At 71.3% G+C, this 20,751-nt stretch carries 18 protein-coding genes; 7 read left to right on the top strand and 11 right to left on the bottom strand.

Features of this window, described 5'->3' with window-relative positions; translation table 11 throughout:
- Both EFK10_RS34045 and EFK10_RS34050 read left to right on the top strand, forming a co-directional pair.
- Positions 1-1,174: MFS transporter (locus tag EFK10_RS34045; RefSeq protein WP_127359506.1), on the top strand; the 1,174-nt coding region annotated here is incomplete at its 5' end.
- A 311-nt stretch (positions 1,175-1,485) separates the two neighbouring features.
- Complete coding sequence (locus tag EFK10_RS34050) at positions 1,486-1,860, top strand: RNA polymerase-binding protein RbpA (protein ID WP_127359507.1); 375 nt, start codon at positions 1,486-1,488, stop codon at positions 1,858-1,860.
- Between the two features lie 65 nt (positions 1,861-1,925).
- Here EFK10_RS34050 and fxsA read toward each other — a convergent pair whose 3' ends face one another.
- The 5 genes from fxsA to EFK10_RS34075 form a co-directional block, all read right to left on the bottom strand.
- The gene (gene fxsA / locus EFK10_RS34055) at positions 1,926-2,525 is read right to left on the bottom strand and encodes an FxsA family membrane protein (protein ID WP_127359508.1); all 600 of its coding nucleotides are present in this window, start codon (positions 2,523-2,525) and stop codon (positions 1,926-1,928) included.
- A gap of 22 nt (positions 2,526-2,547) precedes the next feature.
- Positions 2,548-3,321 carry a polyprenol monophosphomannose synthase gene (locus EFK10_RS34060; protein ID WP_206305701.1) on the bottom strand — a complete coding sequence of 258 codons (774 nt, stop codon included), beginning with the start codon at positions 3,319-3,321 and terminating at the stop codon, positions 2,548-2,550.
- Complete coding sequence (lnt, locus tag EFK10_RS34065) at positions 3,318-4,985, bottom strand: apolipoprotein N-acyltransferase (RefSeq protein WP_127359510.1); 1,668 nt, start codon at positions 4,983-4,985, stop codon at positions 3,318-3,320. Before lnt ends, EFK10_RS34060 begins: the two co-directional genes overlap by 4 nt.
- A 522-nt stretch (positions 4,986-5,507) precedes the next feature.
- Positions 5,508-7,145 carry an amidohydrolase gene (locus EFK10_RS34070; protein WP_127359511.1) on the bottom strand — a complete coding sequence of 546 codons (1,638 nt, stop codon included), beginning with the start codon at positions 7,143-7,145 and terminating at the stop codon, positions 5,508-5,510.
- Between the two features lie 61 nt (positions 7,146-7,206).
- Positions 7,207-7,647, bottom strand: coding sequence for an Lrp/AsnC family transcriptional regulator (locus EFK10_RS34075; protein WP_206305702.1), 441 nt, complete (start codon positions 7,645-7,647; stop codon positions 7,207-7,209).
- A 245-nt stretch (positions 7,648-7,892) separates the two neighbouring features.
- Here EFK10_RS34075 and EFK10_RS34080 point away from each other — a divergent pair, with 245 nt between their 5' ends.
- From EFK10_RS34080 to EFK10_RS34095, 4 genes are all read left to right on the top strand, one after another.
- Entirely contained in the window at positions 7,893-9,038 is a 1,146-nt protein-coding gene (locus EFK10_RS34080; protein ID WP_127359513.1) for a glutathione-independent formaldehyde dehydrogenase, read from the top strand.
- A 110-nt stretch (positions 9,039-9,148) separates the two neighbouring features.
- Positions 9,149-9,997, top strand: a complete 849-nt coding sequence (locus tag EFK10_RS34085) for an MIP/aquaporin family protein (RefSeq protein ID WP_127359514.1) — start codon at positions 9,149-9,151, stop codon at positions 9,995-9,997.
- A gap of 89 nt (positions 9,998-10,086) precedes the next feature.
- On the top strand, positions 10,087-11,604 hold the full coding sequence (glpK, locus tag EFK10_RS34090; protein WP_127359515.1) for a glycerol kinase GlpK: 1,518 nt from the start codon (positions 10,087-10,089) through the stop codon (positions 11,602-11,604).
- A gap of 170 nt (positions 11,605-11,774) precedes the next feature.
- Positions 11,775-12,224: a hypothetical protein gene (locus EFK10_RS34095; protein WP_127359516.1), complete on the top strand. Its 450-nt coding sequence runs from the start codon at positions 11,775-11,777 to the stop codon at positions 12,222-12,224.
- A 266-nt stretch (positions 12,225-12,490) separates the two neighbouring features.
- On the opposite strand, the gene EFK10_RS34100 is transcribed toward EFK10_RS34095, so the two are convergent.
- Positions 12,491-13,672: an acyl-CoA dehydrogenase family protein gene (locus tag EFK10_RS34100; protein ID WP_127359517.1), complete on the bottom strand. Its 1,182-nt coding sequence runs from the start codon at positions 13,670-13,672 to the stop codon at positions 12,491-12,493.
- A gap of 279 nt (positions 13,673-13,951) precedes the next feature.
- Here EFK10_RS34100 and EFK10_RS52345 point away from each other — a divergent pair, with 279 nt between their 5' ends.
- Complete coding sequence (locus EFK10_RS52345) at positions 13,952-14,335, top strand: hypothetical protein (RefSeq protein ID WP_127359518.1); 384 nt, start codon at positions 13,952-13,954, stop codon at positions 14,333-14,335.
- A gap of 25 nt (positions 14,336-14,360) precedes the next feature.
- Here EFK10_RS52345 and EFK10_RS34110 read toward each other — a convergent pair whose 3' ends face one another.
- The 5 genes from EFK10_RS34110 to EFK10_RS34130 all read right to left on the bottom strand — a co-directional run bounded on the left by EFK10_RS34110 (position 14,361) and on the right by EFK10_RS34130 (position 20,600).
- A complete protein-coding gene (locus tag EFK10_RS34110; protein ID WP_127359560.1) occupies positions 14,361-14,735 on the bottom strand; it encodes a hypothetical protein in 375 nt (124 codons plus the stop codon).
- 86 nt (positions 14,736-14,821) lie between these two features.
- Positions 14,822-14,956, bottom strand: a complete 135-nt coding sequence (locus EFK10_RS34115) for a roadblock/LC7 domain-containing protein (RefSeq protein ID WP_407647211.1) — start codon at positions 14,954-14,956, stop codon at positions 14,822-14,824.
- Between the two features lie 154 nt (positions 14,957-15,110).
- On the bottom strand, positions 15,111-17,555 hold the full coding sequence (locus EFK10_RS34120) for a SpoIIE family protein phosphatase (protein ID WP_127359519.1): 2,445 nt from the start codon (positions 17,553-17,555) through the stop codon (positions 15,111-15,113).
- Between the two features lie 85 nt (positions 17,556-17,640).
- The gene (locus EFK10_RS34125) at positions 17,641-19,791 is read right to left on the bottom strand and encodes a putative bifunctional diguanylate cyclase/phosphodiesterase (RefSeq protein WP_240677649.1); all 2,151 of its coding nucleotides are present in this window, start codon (positions 19,789-19,791) and stop codon (positions 17,641-17,643) included.
- Positions 19,788-20,600 (bottom strand): SAM-dependent methyltransferase, encoded by an 813-nt coding sequence (locus tag EFK10_RS34130; RefSeq protein ID WP_127359562.1) that lies wholly within the window; start codon positions 20,598-20,600, stop codon positions 19,788-19,790. The genes EFK10_RS34125 and EFK10_RS34130 overlap by 4 nt, the downstream gene beginning before the upstream one ends.
- Positions 20,601-20,751 lie beyond the last annotated feature (151 nt).

Consider the following 20,751-nt stretch of genomic DNA (forward strand, 5'->3'; position numbering starts at 1 on the left):
GATACCAGTCCGCGCCGGGTCGTACTTCGCGTACGCGATCTCCGCCTCCGTGCTGCTGTCCGTCTTCGTGATGCCGCTGGCCGGGGCGATGGCGGACCGTACGGGTCGCAAGAAGCCGCTGATGGGTGTCTTCGCGTACATCGGGGCCGGGGCGACGATGGGGATGTTCTTCCTGTCCGGGGACCGGTATCTGCTGGGCGGGGCGCTGCTGGTCACGGCGAATGTCGCCTACGCGGCGTCGGTGGTGATCTACAACTCCTTCCTGCCGCAGATCGCCGAGCCGGACGAGCGGGACGCGGTCTCCTCGCGTGGCTGGGCCTTCGGCTACGCGGGCGGGTCGGTGGTGCTGGTGGCGAATCTGGTGCTGTTCCTCCAGCACGACGCCTTCGGGATGTCGGAGGGGGTGGCGGTGCGGATCTGCCTGGCCTCGGCCGGGCTGTGGTGGGGCGCCTTCACGGTCATTCCGCTGCTGCGGCTGCGCGAGCGCGGGGTGCCCTCGCCCTCCGCCGGTACCGGCGAGGGGGGCTCGCTGGGACAGGGCTTCCGGCAGCTCGCGGTGACCGTACGGGACATGCGCCGGTATCCGCTGACGCTGAGCTTCCTGCTGGCGTACCTGGTCTACAACGACGGCGTGCAGACGGTGATCTCGCAGGCCTCGGTGTACGGCTCGGAGGAGCTGGGCCTGGGCCAGTCGACGCTGATCGCGGCCATTTTGCTGGTGCAGGTGCTGGCGGTGGCGGGCGCCCTGCTGCTGGGCAGGCTGGCCGCGCGGTACGGGGCGCGGCAGACCGTCCTCGGGTCGCTGGTGGCGTGGACGGTGACGATCGGCGCGGGGTACTTCCTGCCGGCGGGTGAGCCGGTGTGGTTCTTCGTTCTGGCGGCGGCAATCGGGATGGTGCTGGGCGGCAGCCAGGCGCTCTCGCGGTCGCTGTTCTCGCACATGGTGCCGCGCGGCAAGGAAGCCGAGTACTACTCGGTGTACGAGGTGAGCGATCGGGGCACGAGTTGGCTGGGGCCGCTGCTCTTCGGGTTGACGTACCAGCTGACCGGTAGCTACCGGGACGCGATCATCTCGTTGGTGGCGTTCTTCGCGATCGGTTTCGTCCTGCTGGCGAGGGTGCCGGTGAGGCGGGCGGTGGCGGCCGCGGGGAATCCGGTCCCCGAGACGATTTAGCCGCGCGGGCTGCGGGCCGGTAGTGTACGCCGTTGGCCCGCCGGATGGACCGTTACTGCGCGTCAAGGACAGGAAGGCGCAGGGTGACATCTCTCGTCAGATGTGACAAAACGGGCGCCGATGGGTACGAAAAGGGGCGGCACGACGGAAGGAAAAGCGCGGCGCGCCAGCGCCTCCTGACAAAGGTGGTGGTGGGCGACGGGCGGGCGCATGTCCCGAAACGGGAATCTTCACCGCCGACCGGACGTTGACCGGATGACGACGACAGCGACACCTGTCCTGTGGGCGACAAAGCCCGGGAGGCACGATTCATGAGTGAGCGAGCTCTCCGCGGCACGCGACTCGGGGCGACGAGCTACGAGACCGACCGCGGCATCGATCTGGCACCGCGCCAGACCGTTGAGTACGCATGCCGGAACGGACATCGATTTGAGATGCCGTTCTCGGTTGAGGCCGAGATTCCGCCGGAGTGGGAGTGCCGCGCCTGTGGCCAGACCGCTCTACTGGTGGACGGAGAGGGCCCGGAGAAGAAAGAGACCAAGCCCGCGCGCACACACTGGGACATGCTCATGGAGCGCCGTACGCTCGAGGAGCTGGAGGAAGTGCTGGCCGAGCGCCTCGCTGTCCTGCGCTCCGGGGCCATGAACATCGCGGTGCATCCGCGCGACAACCGCAAGACCGCTTGACGTGAGGTACGGGCCCGTGAGGGGCGGGCCCGGTATCGCTCTGCACCCCGGGACGGGGCACTGGATCAGCGCCGCGACCCGGGGTTTTCGTCGTTCCCGGAAACGTCTCCGTCCCGCTCGACGACCTCGCCCTGGATGACCTTGCCGTCGGGGCGGTGGATCCGTAGCTGCTCGTCCGCCGTACGGGCCTGCTGGAAGAGATCACCGAGCGTCCCGGGATCGTACGCCGCCCGGCGGCGGTCCAGGGCGCGTCCGCCGGCCTTGCGCAGCAGCGCCTGGGTCGGCGGGAAGAGGCACAGCAGGCCGACGGCGTCGGAGAGGAAGCCCGGCACCATCAGCAGCAGACCGCCGAGCATCGCCAGGCCGGCGCCCTGACCGCCCTTCTCTCGTGCCCCGTCCTCCGCGGGCCCGGTACCGGCGGCCGGCTGCATGGACTCGGCCAGGCTCCGCCACGCGCTGCGTCCGGCGCGCTTGACCGCCATCGCGCCGAAGACGAACCCCGCGACGAGCAGCAGCAGGACCGTGAAGCCTCCGGCGGCGCGGGCCACGACGGTCAGCAGCCAGATCTCCAGCACGGCCCAGGCGGCCACTGCCAGCGGCAGGATCGTACGGGCGCGGGACCGCCGCTGCTGGGGAGCCTGCGGGGGCGGGGCGGAAGTCGTCATACGATCAATTGTGCCTGGCCGCTCAGTAGCGGCGGTTGACGGCCCTGCCCACCTTGCCGACCCGGGAGGTGATCCCCCAGGCCCCGACCCGCCAGAACGCCTCGAGGACGATGGCACGACTCATCTTGCTGTCGCCGCGCTCGCGTTCCACGAAGGTGATCGGCACCTCCACCACATGGAAGCCGGCCTTGACCGCGCGCCAGGCCAGGTCGACCTGGAAGCAGTAGCCCGCCGAGGCAACCGCTTCGATGCCGAGGCCCTCCAGGGTCTCCTTGCGGAAGGCGCGGTAGCCGCCGGTGACGTCGCGGATCGGCACGTCGAGGAGGAGGCGGGAGTAGGTGCTGCCGCCGCGCGAGAGGATTTCGCGGGACCTGGGCCAGTTGACCACCCGGCCGCCGGGGATCCAGCGGGAGCCGAGGACGACGTCGGCGCCCTTGAGGGCGGTGAGCAGCCGGGGCAGTTCCTCGGGCTGGTGGGAGCCGTCGGCGTCCATCTCGACCAGCACGCCGTAGCCGTGGTCGATGCCCCAGCGGAAGCCCGCGAGGTAGGCGGCGCCGAGGCCTTCCTTGCCCTTACGGTGCAGGACGTGCACCGCCTCGTCGGCGGCCGCGAGCTCGTCGGCGAGCTTGCCGGTGCCGTCGGGGCTGTTGTCGTCGGCGACCAGGATGTCCGCGTCGGGCACGGCCGAGCGGACCCGGGCGACGATCGGCTGGATGTTGTCGGCCTCGTTGTAGGTCGGGATGATCACCAACACTTTGCCGAGCGGGCTGAAGCTCCGCTGCCCCTCATCGCTCACTGCTGCTGTCCCTTCGCTTCCGTACGTCCCCGCCTGCCGAGCGCGAAGGCTCCGGCGCAGGACAGGAGACCCACCATAGCGAGGGTCCATTCGGGAAGCTCGCCGACTCGGTCGGCGATCGTCATCTCGTCACGCAGCGGCACTTTCGCGCTGAGAACGTCCTGGGTGAACTCTTTGGTGCGCTGTTCGATCGTGCCGTCGGGCGAGACCACGGCACTGATGCCACTGGTGGCGGCGGCGACGACGGCACGGCCGTGCTCGACGGCCCGCAACCTGTACATCGCGAGCTGCTGCTCGGGCTGGCCGGTAAGACCGTAGGTGGCGTTGTTGGTCTGCACGACCAGGGCGCGAGCGCCGGCCTTGACGGTGTCGTGCACGATCCCGTCATAGGCGACCTCGAAGCAGATCACGTCGCCGAGCTTCGCCCCGCCGATGTTGAGGACGCCGGTGCTCTTGCCGGGGTAGAAGTCGCGCTGGATCTGGTCGAGCCGCTTGATGACCTTCGTCAGCTCCGTGCGGTACGGCACGTACTCGCCGAAGGGCACGGGGTGTTGCTTGGTGTAGGAGGCGCCGGGGCCGGTCACCGGGTCCCAGACGATGCCCTCGTTCTGGACGTGGGTCGCGTCCGGGCCGTCGACGAGCGCGCCGACGAGGATGGGTACGCCCATGGCCTGGACGGCCTCGGTGATGTCGGCGTACGTCTGGGGGTCGTTGAAGGGGTCGAGATCGGAGGAGTTCTCCGGCCAGATCACCAGGTCGGGCTTGGCGACCTTGCCCGCCTTGACGTCGGCGGCCAGTTTGAGGGTCGCCTGGACGTGGTTCTGGAGGATCTTCCGCGGGCGGCCCAGGAAGTGCATGCCGGGCTGCTGGACGTTGCCCTGGACGATGGCCACCTGGACGCTGTCGGTGGCGTTCGTGGGCACCGGGACGCCGTAGCCGGAGGCCAGGACGGCTCCGGCGAGGGCCGTGGCCCCGACGGCCGGGAGCGCGGCGCGGACGGTGCGGGGGTTGCCGCGGAGCCGGTACGCGGCCAGGGCGGCCGCCGCCAGCAGGCCGCCGGAGAGGGCGACGCCGAAGGTCACCAGCGGTGCGCCCCCGAGCGCGGCGAGCGGGGTGAAGGGCGAACCGGTGTTGGCGAAGGCCAGCCGGCCCCACGGGAAGCCACCGAACGGCTGCCGGTCACGGACCAGTTCCTCGGCAACCCACAGGCAGGCGCCCCACAGCGGCCAGGCCGGCAGCCGCGAGGTGACCGCGAGGCCGGCGCCCAGGGCGGCGATGAACACCGCCTCGATGGCCGACAGGCCTACGACGGCGTCCCAGCCGACGACATGCAGCCACTGCAGCAGCCATACGAAGAACGGGAAGCCGAACGCGAAGCCGGTCCAGGCGCCCTGGCGGGCGGTGCGGCCCCGCACGAGGAGGGCGAGCCCGGCGACGGCGATCAGCGACAGCGGCCATATGTCGTACGGAGGGAAGGCGGCGGCCAGCGCGAGGCCCAGTACGGCGGCGACGGAGGAGCGGGGGGCTCCCCGGCGAGCGGCCTCGCGGGCTCGGCGGAGCCGGCCCGGGCGGCCGGGTGCCGGCCGCGGATCCGGCTCTCCGACGGGAGGCGTATCGGTCGCCGGGCCGGCGGGGGCCGGCGCGGTTTCGGGGCGCACGCGCACGGTCGCGGCCTTCCTTGCAGGTGGTGACTGTGTAGGTGACCGTACCTCGGATGGGGTTACGCGCGGGCCGGGGGTGGGTTCTTCCGGCTCCCCTCACTGGGGGGATCTGCGGAGAGGGGCCCGGAACGCCCTTCGGGCCGACCTGGGACCCGCTGGCTGCGGGTCGGCGACAAGGCCGTTGTCTACTGGGCGCCGGGTCCCTCCCCGGGTCACACCTGCCGGCCGGCGGCACCTCGCCGTGAGGCGAGCCGCGCCCCGCGCCGCGAACACTGGACCTGGCTGCCAGTGGAGGCACGCCCGTGTGGCGCGGCCCCACGGCCCAGCGGCGGTCGGCGGTTAGCGGAGGATCCCCGGTCGGACGTCCTGCGGTGGACCCGGCCGAAACTACTCGCCCCGCACCGTTCACTGTCAACAGCGGTTTGACCTGGTCCTTTTACTCAAATCAGCAGGTCAGTGCGGGCCTGTTGAGGCCGCTTTGGACGGCACTTGGGACACCGTTCGGCCGCATGCCGGAGCCCGGCGTCACTCCTCCGGCCGTGCGAAGACCGTCTGTCCAGCGACAACGGTGCGCAGCGCGGTGGGCAGCGTGGTCCCGGGGGTCAGATCGGGCAGACCGGGGGTGCCGGAGCGCGGGTCGGTGGACCAGTTGGCGACCCGTTCGTCGGGGACTTGGACGACGAGGTCGCCGGTACGCCAGACCGCGTAGTCGGCGGGGGCGCCGGGTGCCAGGACGCCCGCGTCGTCGCGTCCGGCGGCGCGCCAGCCGCCCCGGGTGTGGGCGGTGAAGGCGGCGCGCACAGAGATGCGGTGGGCGGGGGTGCGGTGGAAGGCGGCGGCCCGGACGGTGCCCCAGGGGTCGAGCGGGGTGACCGGGCTGTCGGACCCGAGGGCGAGCGGCACGCCTGCCCGCACCATCGCCGCGTACGGGTTGAGGGTGCGGGCCCGGTCGGCGCCCAGGCGCTGGGCGTACATGCCGTCCTCGCCGCCCCAGGTGGCGTCGAAGGCGGGTTGTACGGAGGCGACGAGACCGAGCTCCGCGAAGTCGGCGATGGTGTCCGGGGTCATCATCTCGGCGTGCTCGACGCGGTGGCGCAGGGATCGCACGCGGTCCAGGCCGGCGCGCTCGGCGGCCTTGCGTACGCCTTCGGTGACGGCGGCGACGGCCGCGTCACCGATGGCGTGGAAGCCGGCCTGGATCCCGGCCTCGGTGCACAGGGCGACGTGGTCAGCGATGGCGGCGGCGTCGAGGTAGCCGGTGCCGGTGTGGGCAGCGTCGGCGTAGGGGGCGTGCAGGCAGGCGGTGTGCGAGCCGAGCGAACCGTCGACGAAGAGGTCTCCCCCGGCCCCGATGGCGCCGAGGGCGCGGATCCGGTCGAGGTCGGTGTGGTTGGCGGCGGCCTCGGCCCAGTAGCCGAAGACGCGCGGACCGGGTTCCCCGGCGGCGAGCGCCAGCAGGCCCGTCAGGTCGTCCTCGGAGGAGATGTCGGGGCCCGCGCACTCATGGAGGGAGCCGATGCCGAGCGAGGCGGCATGCCGCAGGGCGGCGCGCTGGGCCGCCTCGCGCTGGGCGGGCGTGACGGCCTCGTGGGCGGCGCGGCGTGCGGCGTGGTGGGCGTCACGAGTGAGTGGTCCGCCCTCCTCGTGGAAGCCGGCCAGGCCCCGGACTCCGGGCACCAGGTCGAGCAGCGCGGTGGTCACGACCGCCGAGTGCACGTCGGTACGCGTCAGGTACGCCGGCCGACCCCCCGTCGCGGCGTCCAGCTCGGCCCGCGTCGGCGGACGGCCCTCGGGCCACCGGGTCTCGTCCCAGCCATGGCCGAGCAGGACCCGGTGGCCGGGGTTGGCGGCCGCGTACGCGGTGGTCCGGGCGAGGGCGTCGGCGAGCGTCGCGGCGGCACCCAGGTCGAGGCCGGTGAGCGCGAGACCCGTAGAGGTGGTGTGCACATGCGCGTCGGCGAACGCCGGCGTGACCAGCGCGCCGGCCAGGTCCACGACCTCGTCCACCCCGGTGGCGAAGGAGTCCGCGGCGCCCTCGGAGCCGATCCAGGCGACGGTGTCGCCGTCGGTGACCATCGCGGTCGCGAACGGGTCGGCCGGACTGTAGACGAAGCCGCCGCGCAGCAGCACGGTTCCGCTCCGCTCGGGGGTGGCCTGGGTCATGTGGTGCTGCCTCGCAGAATTGCTTCGGGATTGTGCCGACCTACGAAGCCTAGGGCCTGACTCAGATGCGCGGCGGGCGCGCTTCGTATGGGGTGGAGAGGACGACCGTGGTGCGGGTGGAGACGCCGGCGAGGGTGCGGATTCGGGCGAGGAGGTGTTCGAGTTCGCCGGGGGTGGCGACGCGGACCTTGAGGATGTAGTTCTCCTCGCCGGCGACGCTGTGGCAGGCCTCGATCTCGGGGACCTCGGCGAGGCGCTCGGCGATGTCGTCGGGCGCGCTGGGGTCGAAGGGCGCGACGGAGATGAACGCCGTCAGCGACAGGCCCACCGCTTCGGGGTCGACGATGGCGGCGTAGCCGCGGATCACCCCGCGCTGTTCCAGGCGGCGTACGCGCTGATGCACAGCCGAGGTGGACAGGCCCGTGGCCTTGCCCAGGTCGGTGTAGCTCATGCGCCCGTCAGCGACGAGAAGTTCCACGATGTGCCGGTCCAGCTCCTCCACAGCGCAAGAACCTACAGGGTCCATGGTCCCGTGGGATATCCGGGATCATCGGGTGATCGGCGGGTCCTGGCAGGCCGGCAGCAGGCGCCGGCCGCGGCGATCACGTCGGTCCGCCGCCTTGCCGTCCCGACCGAGCGGGGTTTATCTGGATATATCCGGCGGTCATGAGGAGAGCCGACCCGCAGGATTCACGGTCCCGCGTGCCGCCGCCGACCGGAAGTACTCCTCACCGGAGGTGAGTGGAGATGAAGGCGGTCGTCTACGAACACCCCTTCGACGTTGCCGTGAAGGAGGTGGAGGACCCTCGGATCCAGCACCCGAACGATGTGTTGGTACGCGTGACGTCGACGGCGATCTGCGGATCCGATCTGCACATGTACGAGGGCCGCACCGCGGCCCAGCCGGGGATCGTGTTCGGGCACGAGAACCTCGGCGTGATCGAGGAGATCGGCTCGGGCGTGACCTCGCTCAAGCCGGGTGACCGGGTCGTCATGCCGTTCAACGTGGCCTGCGGCTTCTGCAAGAACTGCCTCGCCGGGTTCACCGGCTTCTGCCTGACGGTGAACCCCGGCTTCGCCGGCGGCGCCTACGGGTATGTGGCGATGGGTCCCTACACGGGCGGCCAGGCCGAGCATCTGCGCGTGCCGTACGCCGACTTCAACTGTCTGAAGCTGCCACCGGGCGACGAGTGGGAGACGGACTTCGTGCTGCTCGCCGACATCTTCCCGACCGGCTACCACGGCTGCGAGCTGGCCAAGGTGTCCCCGGGCGAGAGCGTTGCCGTCTACGGCGCCGGCCCGGTGGGCCTGATGGCTGCCTACTCGGCGCTGCTGCGCGGGGCGTCGAAGGTGTTCGTCGTGGACCGGGTGCCGGAGCGGCTGGCCAAGGCGGAGGAGATCGGGGCCATCCCGATCGACTTCACCCAGGCCGACCCGGCGGAGCAGATCCGCGAGCAGACCGACGGCGAGGGCACGGACAAGGGCGTGGACGCGGTCGGCTACCAGGCCCACTCCCGCGACGCCAGCCACGAGGAGCCGGCGGTCGTCCTCAACACGCTCATTATGACGGTCCGGCCGACCGGCATGCTCGGTGTGCCGGGTCTGTACGTGCCCTCCGACCCGGGCGCACCGGACGAGCACGCCAAGCAGGGACAGCTGCTGGTCTCGATCGGCAAGATGTTCGAAAAGGGTCAGCGCATGGGTACCGGCCAGTGCAACGTGAAGCTGTACAACCGCCAGCTGCGCGACCTGATCATCGCCGGTCGGGCCAAGCCGAGCTTCGTCGTCTCGCACGAACTGCCGCTGGATCAGGCGCCGATGGCGTACGACAAGTTCGACAAGCGGATCGAGGGTTTCACCAAGGTGGTGCTGCACCCCACGCTCGCCGCGTGACCTCGGGGTCCACGGAGCGGGCGACCCTTCGTCACGGCCTGTCGCGCCCCCGGCGGGGGGGGCGGCAGGCCGGAGCCGGTCCTCGCGCGACTGGCAGGAAGTGGGAAGCCATGGCGACACGTACCCGCCATTCAGGTCTGATCCGCGAGCTGTCGGCGGAGTTCGCCGGAACGATGGTTCTGATCCTGTTCGGCGCCGGGGTCGTGGCCCAGGTGGTCGCCGGCGGGGCCCTCACCAACCCGCCGGGAGGACTGGGCAACCACGACAGCATCGCCTGGGCCTGGGGCCTGGGTGTCACTCTCGGCGTCTATGTGGCGGCGAGGATCAGCGGCGCCCATCTCAACCCGGCGGTGACCGTCACGCTGGCGGTCTTCAGGGGCTTCCCGTGGAAGAAGGTCGTCCCCTACGCCTTGGCCCAGACGGCCGGCGCGTTCGCCGCCGCCCTGCTGGTGCGCTGGAACTACACCGAAGTCCTGGCCAAGGCCGACCCGGGTCACACCTTCAAGACGCAGTTCGTCTTCTCCACGCTGCCCGGCAACGGGTCAATCGCTGCCGGGGTGCACGAGTGGGGCGCGTTCCGCGACCAGGTGATCGGCACGGCGATCCTGCTGATGGTGATCCTGGCCATCACCGACCTGCTGAACGCCCCGCCCGGCGCCAACATGGGGCCGTTCATCACCGGCCTGATCGTGGTGGCGATCGGCATGGCGTGGGGCACGAACGCCGGATACGCGATCAACCCGGCCCGTGACTTCGGGCCCCGGCTGGCCAGCTACCTCACCGGATACGGAACGGCCTGGCGTGATCAATGGGGCAACTTCTACTTCTGGGTGCCGATCGCCGGCCCGCTGGTCGGCGGCATAGTCGGCGGCGTCGCCTACAACTTCTTCGTCGGGCGGTTCCTGCCCACCATGGCGCCCGAACCCCCGGGACGGGCCCCGACTCGCCCCGAGGCCTGACGGGCACGGGAACCGCCGGACCCGGACCACCCATCACCCCTCGCTCACCATCACCCCTCGCTCACCATCACCCACAAGAGGCAGCAGCCATGGCGGACTTCGTAGGCGCGGTGGACCAGGGGACCACCAGCAGTCGCTTCATGATCTTCGACCACGACGGCAACGAAGTGACCAAGCACCAGCTGGAGCACACCCAGTACCTGCCACGACCCGGTTGGGTCGAACACGACCCGGTCGAGATCTGGGAACGCACCAACGTCGCCATCCAGAACGCCGTGCGCTCCGCCGGAATCTCGGCGTCCGACCTCGCCGCCATCGGCATCACCAACCAGCGCGAGACCACCGTCGTATGGGACCCCCGCTCCGGCCAGCCCTACTTCAACGCCATCGTCTGGCAGGACACCCGGACCGACACCATCGCCTCCGCCCTGGAACGGGACGGACACGGCGACCTGATCCGCCGGCGGGCGGGCCTGCCGCCGGCCACGTACTTCTCCGGCGGCAAGATCAAGTGGATCCTGGAGAACGTCGACGGGGTACGCGAGGCCGCGGAACAGGGCAACGTCCTGTTCGGCACCACCGACTCGTGGGTGCTGTGGAACCTCACGGGCGGCCCCAACGGCGGCATCCACGCCACGGATGTCACCAACGCCAGCCGTACGATGCTGATGGACCTGGAGACCCTCGACTGGGACGACGAACTCCTCGGCATCTTCGGCATTCCCCGCCGGATGCTCCCGCGGATCACCCCCAGTTCCGATGCGGACGCGTACGGCACCACCCGCACCAGCCGTCCGCTGCGCACACCAGTGCCCATCACCGGGGTTCTCGGCGACCAGCAGGCCGCCACCGTCGGGCAGGTCTGCTTCGCGGTCGGCGAAGCCAAGAACACGTACGGCACCGGCAACTTCCTGCTCCTGAACACCGGGACCGAGGCCGTGCACTCCAGCCACGGGCTCATCACCACCGTCGCTTACAAGTTCGGTGACGAGGCCGCCGTCTACGCCCTGGAGGGCTCCATCGCCGTGACGGGGTCGGCCGTGCAGTGGCTGCGCGACCAGATGCACGCCATCAGCGACGCGGCGGAGAGCGAACGACTGGCCCGGACCGTGCCCGGCAGCGAGGGAATCTACTTCGTTCCGGCCTTCTCCGGCCTGTTCGCACCGTACTGGCGCTCCGACGCCCGTGGTGCGATCGTCGGCCTGGCGCGCTTCCACACCAACGCGCACCTGGCCCGCGCCACGCTCGAGTCGATCTGCTACCAGAGCCGCGACGTGGTCGAGGCGATGGAACAGGACTCCGGAGTGCACCTGGACGTCCTCAAGGTCGACGGCGGTGTCACCGCCAACGAACTGTGCATGCAGACCCAGGCCGACATCCTCAACGTCCCCGTCAGCCGCCCCGTCGTCGCCGAGACCACCGCCCTGGGCGCCGCCTACGCGGCCGGTCTGGCCACCGGCTTCTGGCGCGACACCGACGAACTGCGCGAGCACTGGCACGAGTCCCGCCGCTGGGACCCCCAGTGGACCGACGAACAGCGCTCCGCCGGTTATGCAGGCTGGAAGAAGGCCGTCCAGCGCACCTTCGACTGGGTCGACGTCGGCTGACCGGAGGGACCCGCGGGACGCAGGATGTGACGAAGGCCACACCCTGCGTCTTCGCTCGCGGGGATAGCCGCGATTACCCGGGGCGGCGGAAGGGAAGTGCTCGCTATGGTCGAGGCCGAGGCGCCCGGCCGGCCACACTGAGGGCGCCCTTCCTGAGGGGGAATGCATCTATGCGCACCCATGCACGGCACAGTCGCGGCGGCGAACGGATGGACGCCGCGCTCGAGGAGGAGCACGAACGCATCCCGGCGTTCGAGCTGGTCACGGCGGAGGCGGAGGACGCCGAGGACGGTTTCGACGACGAGGGTTATGAGATCTACCGGGTGGCCTGCCCCGACTGCGCCCGCCCGATCGCGCTCCTCGCGGACGAGGACGTACTGCCGGAGCACGCGTTGTGCCCGACGCCGTGGAATCCCTTCGGCCTGACGGTCTGCCCCGGTTCGGGGCGTGCCGCGCGGGACGCCGAGCCCACCGCTGGGGAGGCGGACGAGGCCGACGAGTCGGATTTCGGGGTGCTGCTGACGCTGCCGGCCGGGCTCGACTGGCGTACCCAGCCGTTCTCGCATGTGGGCGGCGCCGGATCGCGGCCGTTCCGGATGCCGTTGCAGCGGGCGGCTTAGCTAGGAGGCCGCGCGAATAGGTGGGGTGGGTGAAGGAGCGGAGCGAGGGCCGAGTCTGGCAAGGCGGTGGGGGCACTCTCCCCCGGACTCCGTCCGGGAGGACCCCCACCCAGCCGCCAGGCTGGGGGACGTCGTCGACCGACCACAACGCCGCCAGGCAAGAGCCATCGGCACGCGACGCCGCCCCACCTATTCGCGCTGCCTCTAAGCACGACCGCGGACTGTTCGGCGGTGCCGCGCCCCTGGTGGCGCGGCACCGTGGCGTTCTACGGGGCGCTCTCGGGCCCGGCGAGGTGGCGGGCGATGACCATCCGCTGGATCTGGTTGGTGCCCTCGACGATCTGCAGGACCTTGGCCTCGCGCATGTAGCGCTCCACGGGGAAGTCCGCGGTGTAGCCGTAACCGCCGAGGAGTTGGACGGCGTCAGTGGTGACCTGCATCGCGGCGTCGGTGCAGAAGAGCTTGGCCATGGCGGCCTGGCGGGAGAACTCCCGGCCGGAGTCGCGCAGTCGGGCGGCGGCGAGATAGAGGGCGCGGCCGGCCTCGATCTTGGTGGCCATGTCGGCGAGCATGAAGCGCAGGCCCTGGAAGTCCACCAGCGGGCGGCCGAACTGGCGTCGGCCCATGGTGTATTCGAGGGCCTCGTCCAGGGCGCCCTGGGCGAGGCCGATGGCGCAGGCGGCGATGCCGAGGCGGCCGGAGTCGAGGGCGGACAGGGCGATGGTGAAGCCCTGGCCCTCGTCGCCGAGGCGGCGGGCGTCGGGGACGGTAACGCCGTCGAAGTGGACCTGGGAGGTGGGCGAGCCCTTCATGCCCATCTTCTTCTCGGGCCGGGCCGCCGACAGGCCCGCCGCGTCACCGGGAACGAGGAAGGCGGTGATGCCGCGCGGTCCTTCGGCCCCGGTGCGGGCGAGCACGGTGTAGAAGTCGGCGATGCCGCCGTGGGTGATCCAGGCCTTGGTTCCGTCGATGGACCAGGTGTCCGCGGCGCTGTCCCGGACGGCTCGGGTGCGCAGGGACGCCGCGTCGGAGCCGGAGGCGGGCTCGGAGAGGCAGTAGGCGCCCAGGAGGGAGCCGCCGAGCATGGCGGGCAGGTGCTCCGTGCGCTGTTCCTTGCTGCCGAAGTACGCCAGGGCGTGGCAGGCCAGGGTGTGGACGCTGACGCCGAGCCCGATGGTGAGCCGGGCGGCGGCAAGCTCCTCGAGGACCTGGAGGTAGACCTCGTAGGGCTGTCCTCCGCCGCCGTACTCCTCGGCGTAGGGCAGGCCCAGCAGACCGGCCTGGCCGATGAGGGTGAAGGTGTCGCGCGGGAAGACGCCCGCGTCCTCCTCCTCGGCCGCCGAGGGTCGGATCTCCCGCTGTGCCAGCTCGCGTACGAGCGCGAGCAGGTCGCGGGCCTCCTCGGTGGGCAGCTGTCGGTCCACCGGCGGTTGGCCGTCGTGAGACATGGCGGCGCTCTCCTCCCTGTCGGGGGCTGCGGCGACATCCGCTCAGGGTGTGGCGGGCGCGCCGTGGGTCGTGACCGTGTACCGATGGTCTCCCGCCGGGTCACGGCGCGGCCTGACCAGCAGCTGCGGCGCGATGAGTATGCCCGATCGGACGCGTCCCGCACGCGCGGGGACGCATTTTGGCATACGGGCGCTCCCGGGGCGCCGGATTCCCTCCGACCGGTCGCCGGAGGGCGTCGGCTGGCTAGCATCGGCCCCCGGTTAACGCAGGGAGGTCGTGTGACGCGCGTACGGTGGGCAGCGGTGGCGGCTGCGGGGCTGCTGGCGGCGGGCTGCGGGTCGTCGGCCGGCGGGCAGCAGGCCGACGGCGGGTCGGTGAAGCTGGAGCGGATCGCCAGTGCCATCGGCTGCACGGCCTCGGTGCAGACCGACAGTGCGGAGCTGCGCCAGGGCAGTTGCAGTACGGCGAACCAGACGTACGTACTGCTCACCTTCGCCTCGGATAAGGGCCAGCGCGCCTGGCTGGACGACGCGGAGCCGTACGGCGGCTCGTACCTGGTGGGCACCCGCTGGGTGGTCCAGGCGGAGACCGCGGCGCTGAAGCCGGTGCAGAAGCAGCTGGGCGGGTCGGTGGAGGCCGGGGCGGACCACAGCGGCCACTGAGGCCCTGCCGCCCCGGGCCCCGGCCTCAGACGTCCAGGTCGGCTTCGATGCGCTTGAGCTGGTGGCGTGCCATCGCCAGGTTGGCGCGTTCCCGGTCCAGGGCGAGATGCAGGAACAGGCCCTTGCCGGCCCTGCCGCTGACCAGCCGGATCAGGTGGTACTGGGAGCCGATCGTGATGAGGATGTCCTCGATCCCCTCCTTGATGTTGAGCATCTCCATGGTGCGCATCTTGGCCCCGACCACGTCGGTGTTGCCGGCTGCCGCGACCGTGAGGTCGAGGTCCTTGGTGCCGCCGAGGGTGCCCAGGGCCATGCCGCTGCCGTAGTCGACGAGGGCGACGCCGATGACGCCCTCGATGGAGGTCATGGCGTCCTTCAACGCGGTTTCGGTGTTGGCTATCAGGGTCTCGCTTCCTTTTCGTTGCCTTACCGGTTGGCGGGCACCGGCCGCGGGGCGGCCGCGGCCGGTGCCGGGTGGTTGTGGAGTCATGTCCGCTCCTGGTGGTCGGGCGCGCCGTCGACGAGGTCGCCGATGCGCCCGCTGAATCGGCGGGCCTCCAGGTGGAGCCGGCCGACGTTGGTGTCGGGACCTGCCACAACGACCTCGGGTTGTACGGTCATCGGCTGCCTCCTTCCGGCGAGCTGTCTCAGAGCGCGCCTCCATGGCCGGTCCGGGAGGTCCGCGCGGGCGGGAAGTGCACTCACAGGCGGGCCTCCAGCGCGTCGCGGATCCGGGTCAGCAGTGCGATGCGGCGTTGTTGGAGCAGTGGGGCGCTCACAGGGCGACGGGGAGCGCCTGTTCGGCCCAGATGGTCTTGCCCCCGTACGACTGGCGGGTGCCCCATGCCTGGCAGAGCTGGGCGACCAGGAGCAGGCCGCGGCCGCCCTCGTCGGAGAGCCTGGCGCGGCGCAGGTGGGGCGCGGTGTTGCTGCCGTCGGAGACCTCGCAGATCAGGGTGCGGTCGTGGATCAGCCGCAGTTGGATCGGGGCATCTCCGTAGCGGACGGCGTTGGTGACCAGTTCGCTGACCACCAGCTCCGTGGTGAACCCCGCCTCCTCCAGCCCCCAGGCGACAAGCTGCCCGACGGCGGCCTTGCGGGCCTCCGCGACGAACGAGGCCTCGGCGGGCAGGTCCCAGGTGGCCACCTGCTCCCGGTCGAGTACCCGCGTACGGGCCACGAGCAGCGCGATGTCGTCGGTGGGGCGCTCCGGCAGCAGCGCCTCCAGGACCTGATCGCACACCGCCTCCAGGGTCGGCGCCGGCGTGGCGAGCACCTCGCGCAGCACAGCGAGCCCCAGGTCGGGATCACGGTCGCGGGACTCGATCAGACCGTTGGTGTAGAGCACCATGAGGCTGCCCTCGGGTACCTCCACCTCCGTCGACTCGAAGGGCAGTCCGCCCAGGCCGAGTGGCGGCCCGGCCGGGAGGTCGAGGAACTCCACGCTCTGCCTGCCGGTGGCGCCCGGAGTGACCAGGGCGGGTACGGGGTGGCCGGCCCGGGCGATGGCGCAGAGGCCGGTCACCGGGTCGTAGACCGCGTACAGGCAGGTGGCGCCGAGGTAGCCGGGGGACGCCGCGCTGTCGTCGTCCGGGTCGGTCTCGGCGGCGACCCTGGTGACCAGGTCGTCGAGGTGGGTGAGCAGCTCGTCCGGGGGGAGATCGACGTCGGCGAGGGTGCGTACGGCGGTACGGAGCCGGCCCATGGTCGCGGAGGCCTGGATGCCGTGGCCGACGACGTCCCCGGCGACCAGGGCGACGCGGGCCCCGGACAGCGGGATGACGTCGAACCAGTCGCCGCCCACGCCGGCCGCCCCGCCGGCCGGGAGGTAGCGGGAGGCGACCTCGACGGCCGCCTGCCGGGGGATCCTCTGGGGCAGGAGACTGCGCTGGAGGGTCAGCGCGGTGGTGCGCTCGCGGGTGTAGCGGCGGGCGTTGTCGATGCAGACGGCGGCTCTGGCGGTGATCTCCGAGGCGAGCAGGATGTCGTCGTCCTCGAAGGGGTCCTCGCGCTGGTGACGGAAGAAGATGACCACGCCGAGCGTGGTGCCCCGGGCGCGCAGCGGCACGGCCATGATCGAGTGGACCCCGAACCGGCTGATCCGCTCCGCCCGGACCGGGTTCTCGGACACCCACTGCGCCAGGGCGGGGTCGGCGAGGCGCTGCACGACGGGGCGGCCGGTCGCCAGGCACTCGGCAGGTGGGGAGAAGGCCGGGTAGGAGTCTGCGGCTCCCAGGGCGACGACGGCCTCGGGCGTGCCCTCGAGTACGGAGGCAAGGGCGACGCGGCGCAGCATCACCGACGACGGGGTGGGCCCGGTGTCGGGTTCGGCACCGCGGTAGATGCTCTCCAGCAGGTCGACGCTGGCGAAGTCGGACAGCGCGGGCACGGCGGCCTCGGCCAGCTCGCGCGCTGTGCGCTCGACGTCCAGGGTGGTGCCGATGCGCAGCCCGGCGTCGTTGAGCAACTGCAGCCGCTGCCGTGCCCCGTGCTGCTCGGTGATGTCGTGGGCGGCGAGGCATACGCCGCGGATAGTCCCGTCGGGCTCCTTCAGGGGGCTGAGGAAGACGTTCCAGGCGTGCTCGCGGCTCTCGCCGACCGTACGAAGGTAGATCTCGACGTAGCGCGGCTCGCCGTCCTGGAGCACCTGGGCCATGACCCGCTCGGTCTTGTCGCTCTGCGGATCCAGGATGATCTCCGACACCCGGAGGCCGCGCATGTCGTCCTCGCTGAGCGCCATGGCGCGTTGCATGTCCTCGTTGGCCCGCCGCAGGCGCAGCCGCGTGTCGTACAGCGCCATGGTGCAGCAGGGGGACTGGGTGAAGGCCTGCCGGCCCAGGCGGTCGTCCTCCGGGCGGGCCTGGGTGCCGGTCAGCGGCGACACGAGCAGCCACTCGGTGTCACCGCTGCCGGTGGTGCGGCGGTGGGCCAGCAGTCCGGTGTCGACGCGGTGGCCGTCGCGGTGGCGGAGCGCCACGCGGCCGTTCCACCTCGGGAGTTCCGCGAGCGAGCGGCGCTGCTCTTCGGAGGGCTCCTGGGCGAGGAGCCGGGCTGCGGGCCGCCCCATCATCTCCCCGGCCTCGTGGCCCAACAGCCGGCGGGCCCCTTCGCTCCATTCCGTGATCCGGCCGTGGCCGTCCACGGTGACGCGAGCCGTACGGGCCGCGTCGACCAGGTCATCCGGCGGATTGCCGCCGTCCGTATCCTCGTATCGAGTCATTACGGTTCATCTCGCCCTCTCCCCCATCCTTCCCCTTCGACTCATCCGGAACCGGAGTAATGGGGGTATCGGCGGGAAACCGGGCTCAGGTGCTGCTGGCGTCGACGAGCGAGAGGGCGTGCAGCCGCTCGGGCGGCCCGGGGCGGGCGTAGTACCAGCCCTGGGCGGTGTCGCAGCCCAGGACGCGCAGGTGCTCGGCCTGCAGTCCGGTCTCGACGCCTTCGACGGTCACCGAGAGGCCGAGGGTGTGGGCGAGCTGGACGATGCCGTCCACGATCTTGACGTCGACGGGGTCGACGGGCTGGTGCTGCATGCCCCGGGTGAAGGAGCGGTCCAGCTTCAGGGTGGTGATGGGCAGTTGGCGCAGCGACGCGAGGTTGGAGTAGCCGGTGCCGAAGTCGTCGAGGGCGATGTCAACGCCCAGTTCGGCGAACTGCCGCAAGGGGCGCAGCAGGTCCTCGTCGGCGCCGATCAGGGCGCTCTCGGTGACCTCCAGGCACAGCGCGGAGGGTTCGATGCCGGCCTCGGCGAGCGCGGCGACCGTCTCGGGGACCAGCCCGGGGTGGTGGAGCTGGGAGGGCGAGAGGTTGACGTTGACCCGCAGTGGGGGGCCGTCGAGGCCCGGGAACTGCCAGTCGCGGGCCTGTCGGGCGGCCTGCTCCAGCACCCAGCGGCCTAGCGGCACGATCAGCCCGGTGGCCTCGGCCAGCGGGATGAAGTGGTCGGGCCCGAGGGTGCCGTGGACCGGGTGGCACCATCTGACCAGCGCTTCGGCGCCGCGTACGCTGCCGTCGGAGAGCCGGACCAGGGGCTGGTACTCGACGAAGAACTCCCCGCGCTCCAGGGCGGTCGGCAGCCGGTTGACCAGCCCGTGCCGGGTGATGGCGCGGGCGTCGGCGTCCGGGTCGGCCAGCGCGAAGCGGTTTCCGCCGGCGGCCTTGGCCCGGTACATGGTGATGTCGGCGCTGCGCAGTGCCTCGGCCGGGCCGAGCGCGCCGGCCGGGCCCTCGACGATGCCGATGCTGCAGCGGACGGACAACTCCCGGCCCTCGATACGGATCGGGGCGGCCAGGGCGCCCAGGATCAGGTCGGCCAGGGCGGTGACCTCGGAGCGGGCCTTCGGGTCGACCACGATGACGACGAACTCGTCGCCGCCGAGCCTTGCGACCAGCTGCCCCGGCGAGGTGACGCAGGCCTGGAGCCGTTCGCCGACCGCGACCAGCAGCAGGTCGCCGACGGCGTGGCCCAGGCTGTCGTTGACGTCCTTGAAGCCGTCGAGGTCGAGGTAGCACAGGCCGATACGGGCGGCGCCGGTGCCGGGAGCCAGGGCCTCTTCGAGGCGTTCGAAGAACAGGGTGCGGTTGGCGAGGCCGGTGAGCGCGTCGTGGGTGGCCTCGAAGCGCAGCCGCTCGCGCAACAGCCGCTCCTCGGTGATGTCCTCCAGGAGGGCGAGCATGTACTGCGGGGTGCCGGCCGGGTCACGCAGCAGCGAGACGGCGAGATTGGTCCACAGCACGGTGCCGTCGGTGCGGTAGTAGGGCTTCTCGATGCTGTAGTGGTCGCGTTCGCCCCGGGCCACCTGGCGCTGCATGTCCCAGGTTCCGGGGCCGTCGTCGGGATGGCCCCAGTCGTTGACATTGCGGCTGCGTACGTGGTGCTCCAAGCCGCCGAACATGCGGGTGAGGGTGTCGTTGACCTCCAGAATGGAGCCGTCCATGCCGGCGATGCCGATGCCGATGGAGGCGCCCTGGAAGACGGCCCGGAAGCGGGCCTCGCTTTCGTGCAGGGCCTGTTCGGCCTCGGTGCGGGCGGCGAGGGCGGCGCGGGAGAGGGCCTCCTGTTCGGCGAGGGTGCGGTCGCGCAGGCTGCGGGCGTACCCGGCGGCCAGCCAGTGCTGGAGCCGGCCGCAGCGGGCGGCGGCCTCGTCGGCCGGCACGGCCTCACCGGGCGGGCAGTACAGCAGCAGGTAGGAGTCGATGACGCCGAGGATGCGGGGCAGCGCCTCGGGGTCGGTGCAGTGCGCGGCGACCAGCGCGGCCCCGGTGTCGCCGCCGAACCGGGGGTCGAACGGCTGGGCCCGCAGCGCCTCGCTGAGGCCGCCGGCCAGCCGGAGGAGGTACTCCTCGAACTCCGCGCGGGTCATCGAAGTGGCGGTGGCCGGGTAGATGGCCCGGCTCCAGATGGCCGCGAAGCGCCGCAGTCCGTCGGCCCTGTCCTCGGCCACCGAGGTCGTCACGCCTTGCGCCCGACGCCCGCGAAGCCGGTGTAGATGACGGGATCGTCTTCGTCGTCGGTGCCGTCGGGACGCCACAGCGGCATCGCCACAACTCCGGGCTCGACCGGTTCGAAGCCGTCGAAGAAGCGCTCCACCTCGGTACGCGACCGCATGATCAGCGGCGAGCCGATGTTGCGGTAGACGCCCTCCACCTTGTCGCCCTCCTCGGGCTTGCGGGGGCCGCCGTCGGTGGAGGCGTGAGTGAGGATCAGCAGACTGCCGGGGGCGAGGGCGTCGCGCAGCTCGGCGACGGATTTGCTCGGTTCGTCCGCGTCCTCGAGGAAGTGCAGTACGGCGATGAGCAGGAGGGCCACCGGACGGCTGAGGTCGAGGAGGCGGCGGGCCGGCTCGCTGTCGAGGATGTCGCGCGGCGAGCGGAGGTCGGCCGAGACGATGTCGGCTCGTTCGTTGCCCTCCAGGACCGCCCGGCTGTGCGCGACGGCGACCGGGTCGTGGTCCACGTAGACGACGGTGGCGCCGGGTCTCGCCGCCTGGGCCACCTCGTGGACATTGCCGAACGTGGGTATGCCGGAGCCTATGTCGAGGAACTGCGTCACGCCCTGGTCCACCGCGTATCTGACGGCGCGCCGCATGAACGCCCGGTTGGCCTGCATGATCTTCGGCAGTCCCGGAAAGGCCTCCATCGCCCGCCGACCCGCGTCCCGGTCGGCTTCGAAGTTGTGCGAGCCGCCCAGGTAGTAGTCGTAGATGCGGGACACGCTCGGTACCGACAGGTCGATACCTTGCGGTGCCCAGGCGGGACGTTCCACCATCGGTGTCTCCAGCTCGTCAGGCGTTCGGAAGTGGCCAGGAGTGCCCAGTCAGGCTACTGATCGCCAGTTCGAGAGGGAATAAAAACCGGAAATATGAGATCCGTTTCAGTCAATGGACAAAGGCATGTGCCTGCCCCCGCCGCCGCGG

Origin of the sequence: Streptomyces soli (assembly GCF_003999195.1) — a bacterium.
Classification (GTDB): Bacteria; Actinomycetota; Actinomycetes; order Streptomycetales; family Streptomycetaceae; genus Actinacidiphila; species Actinacidiphila soli.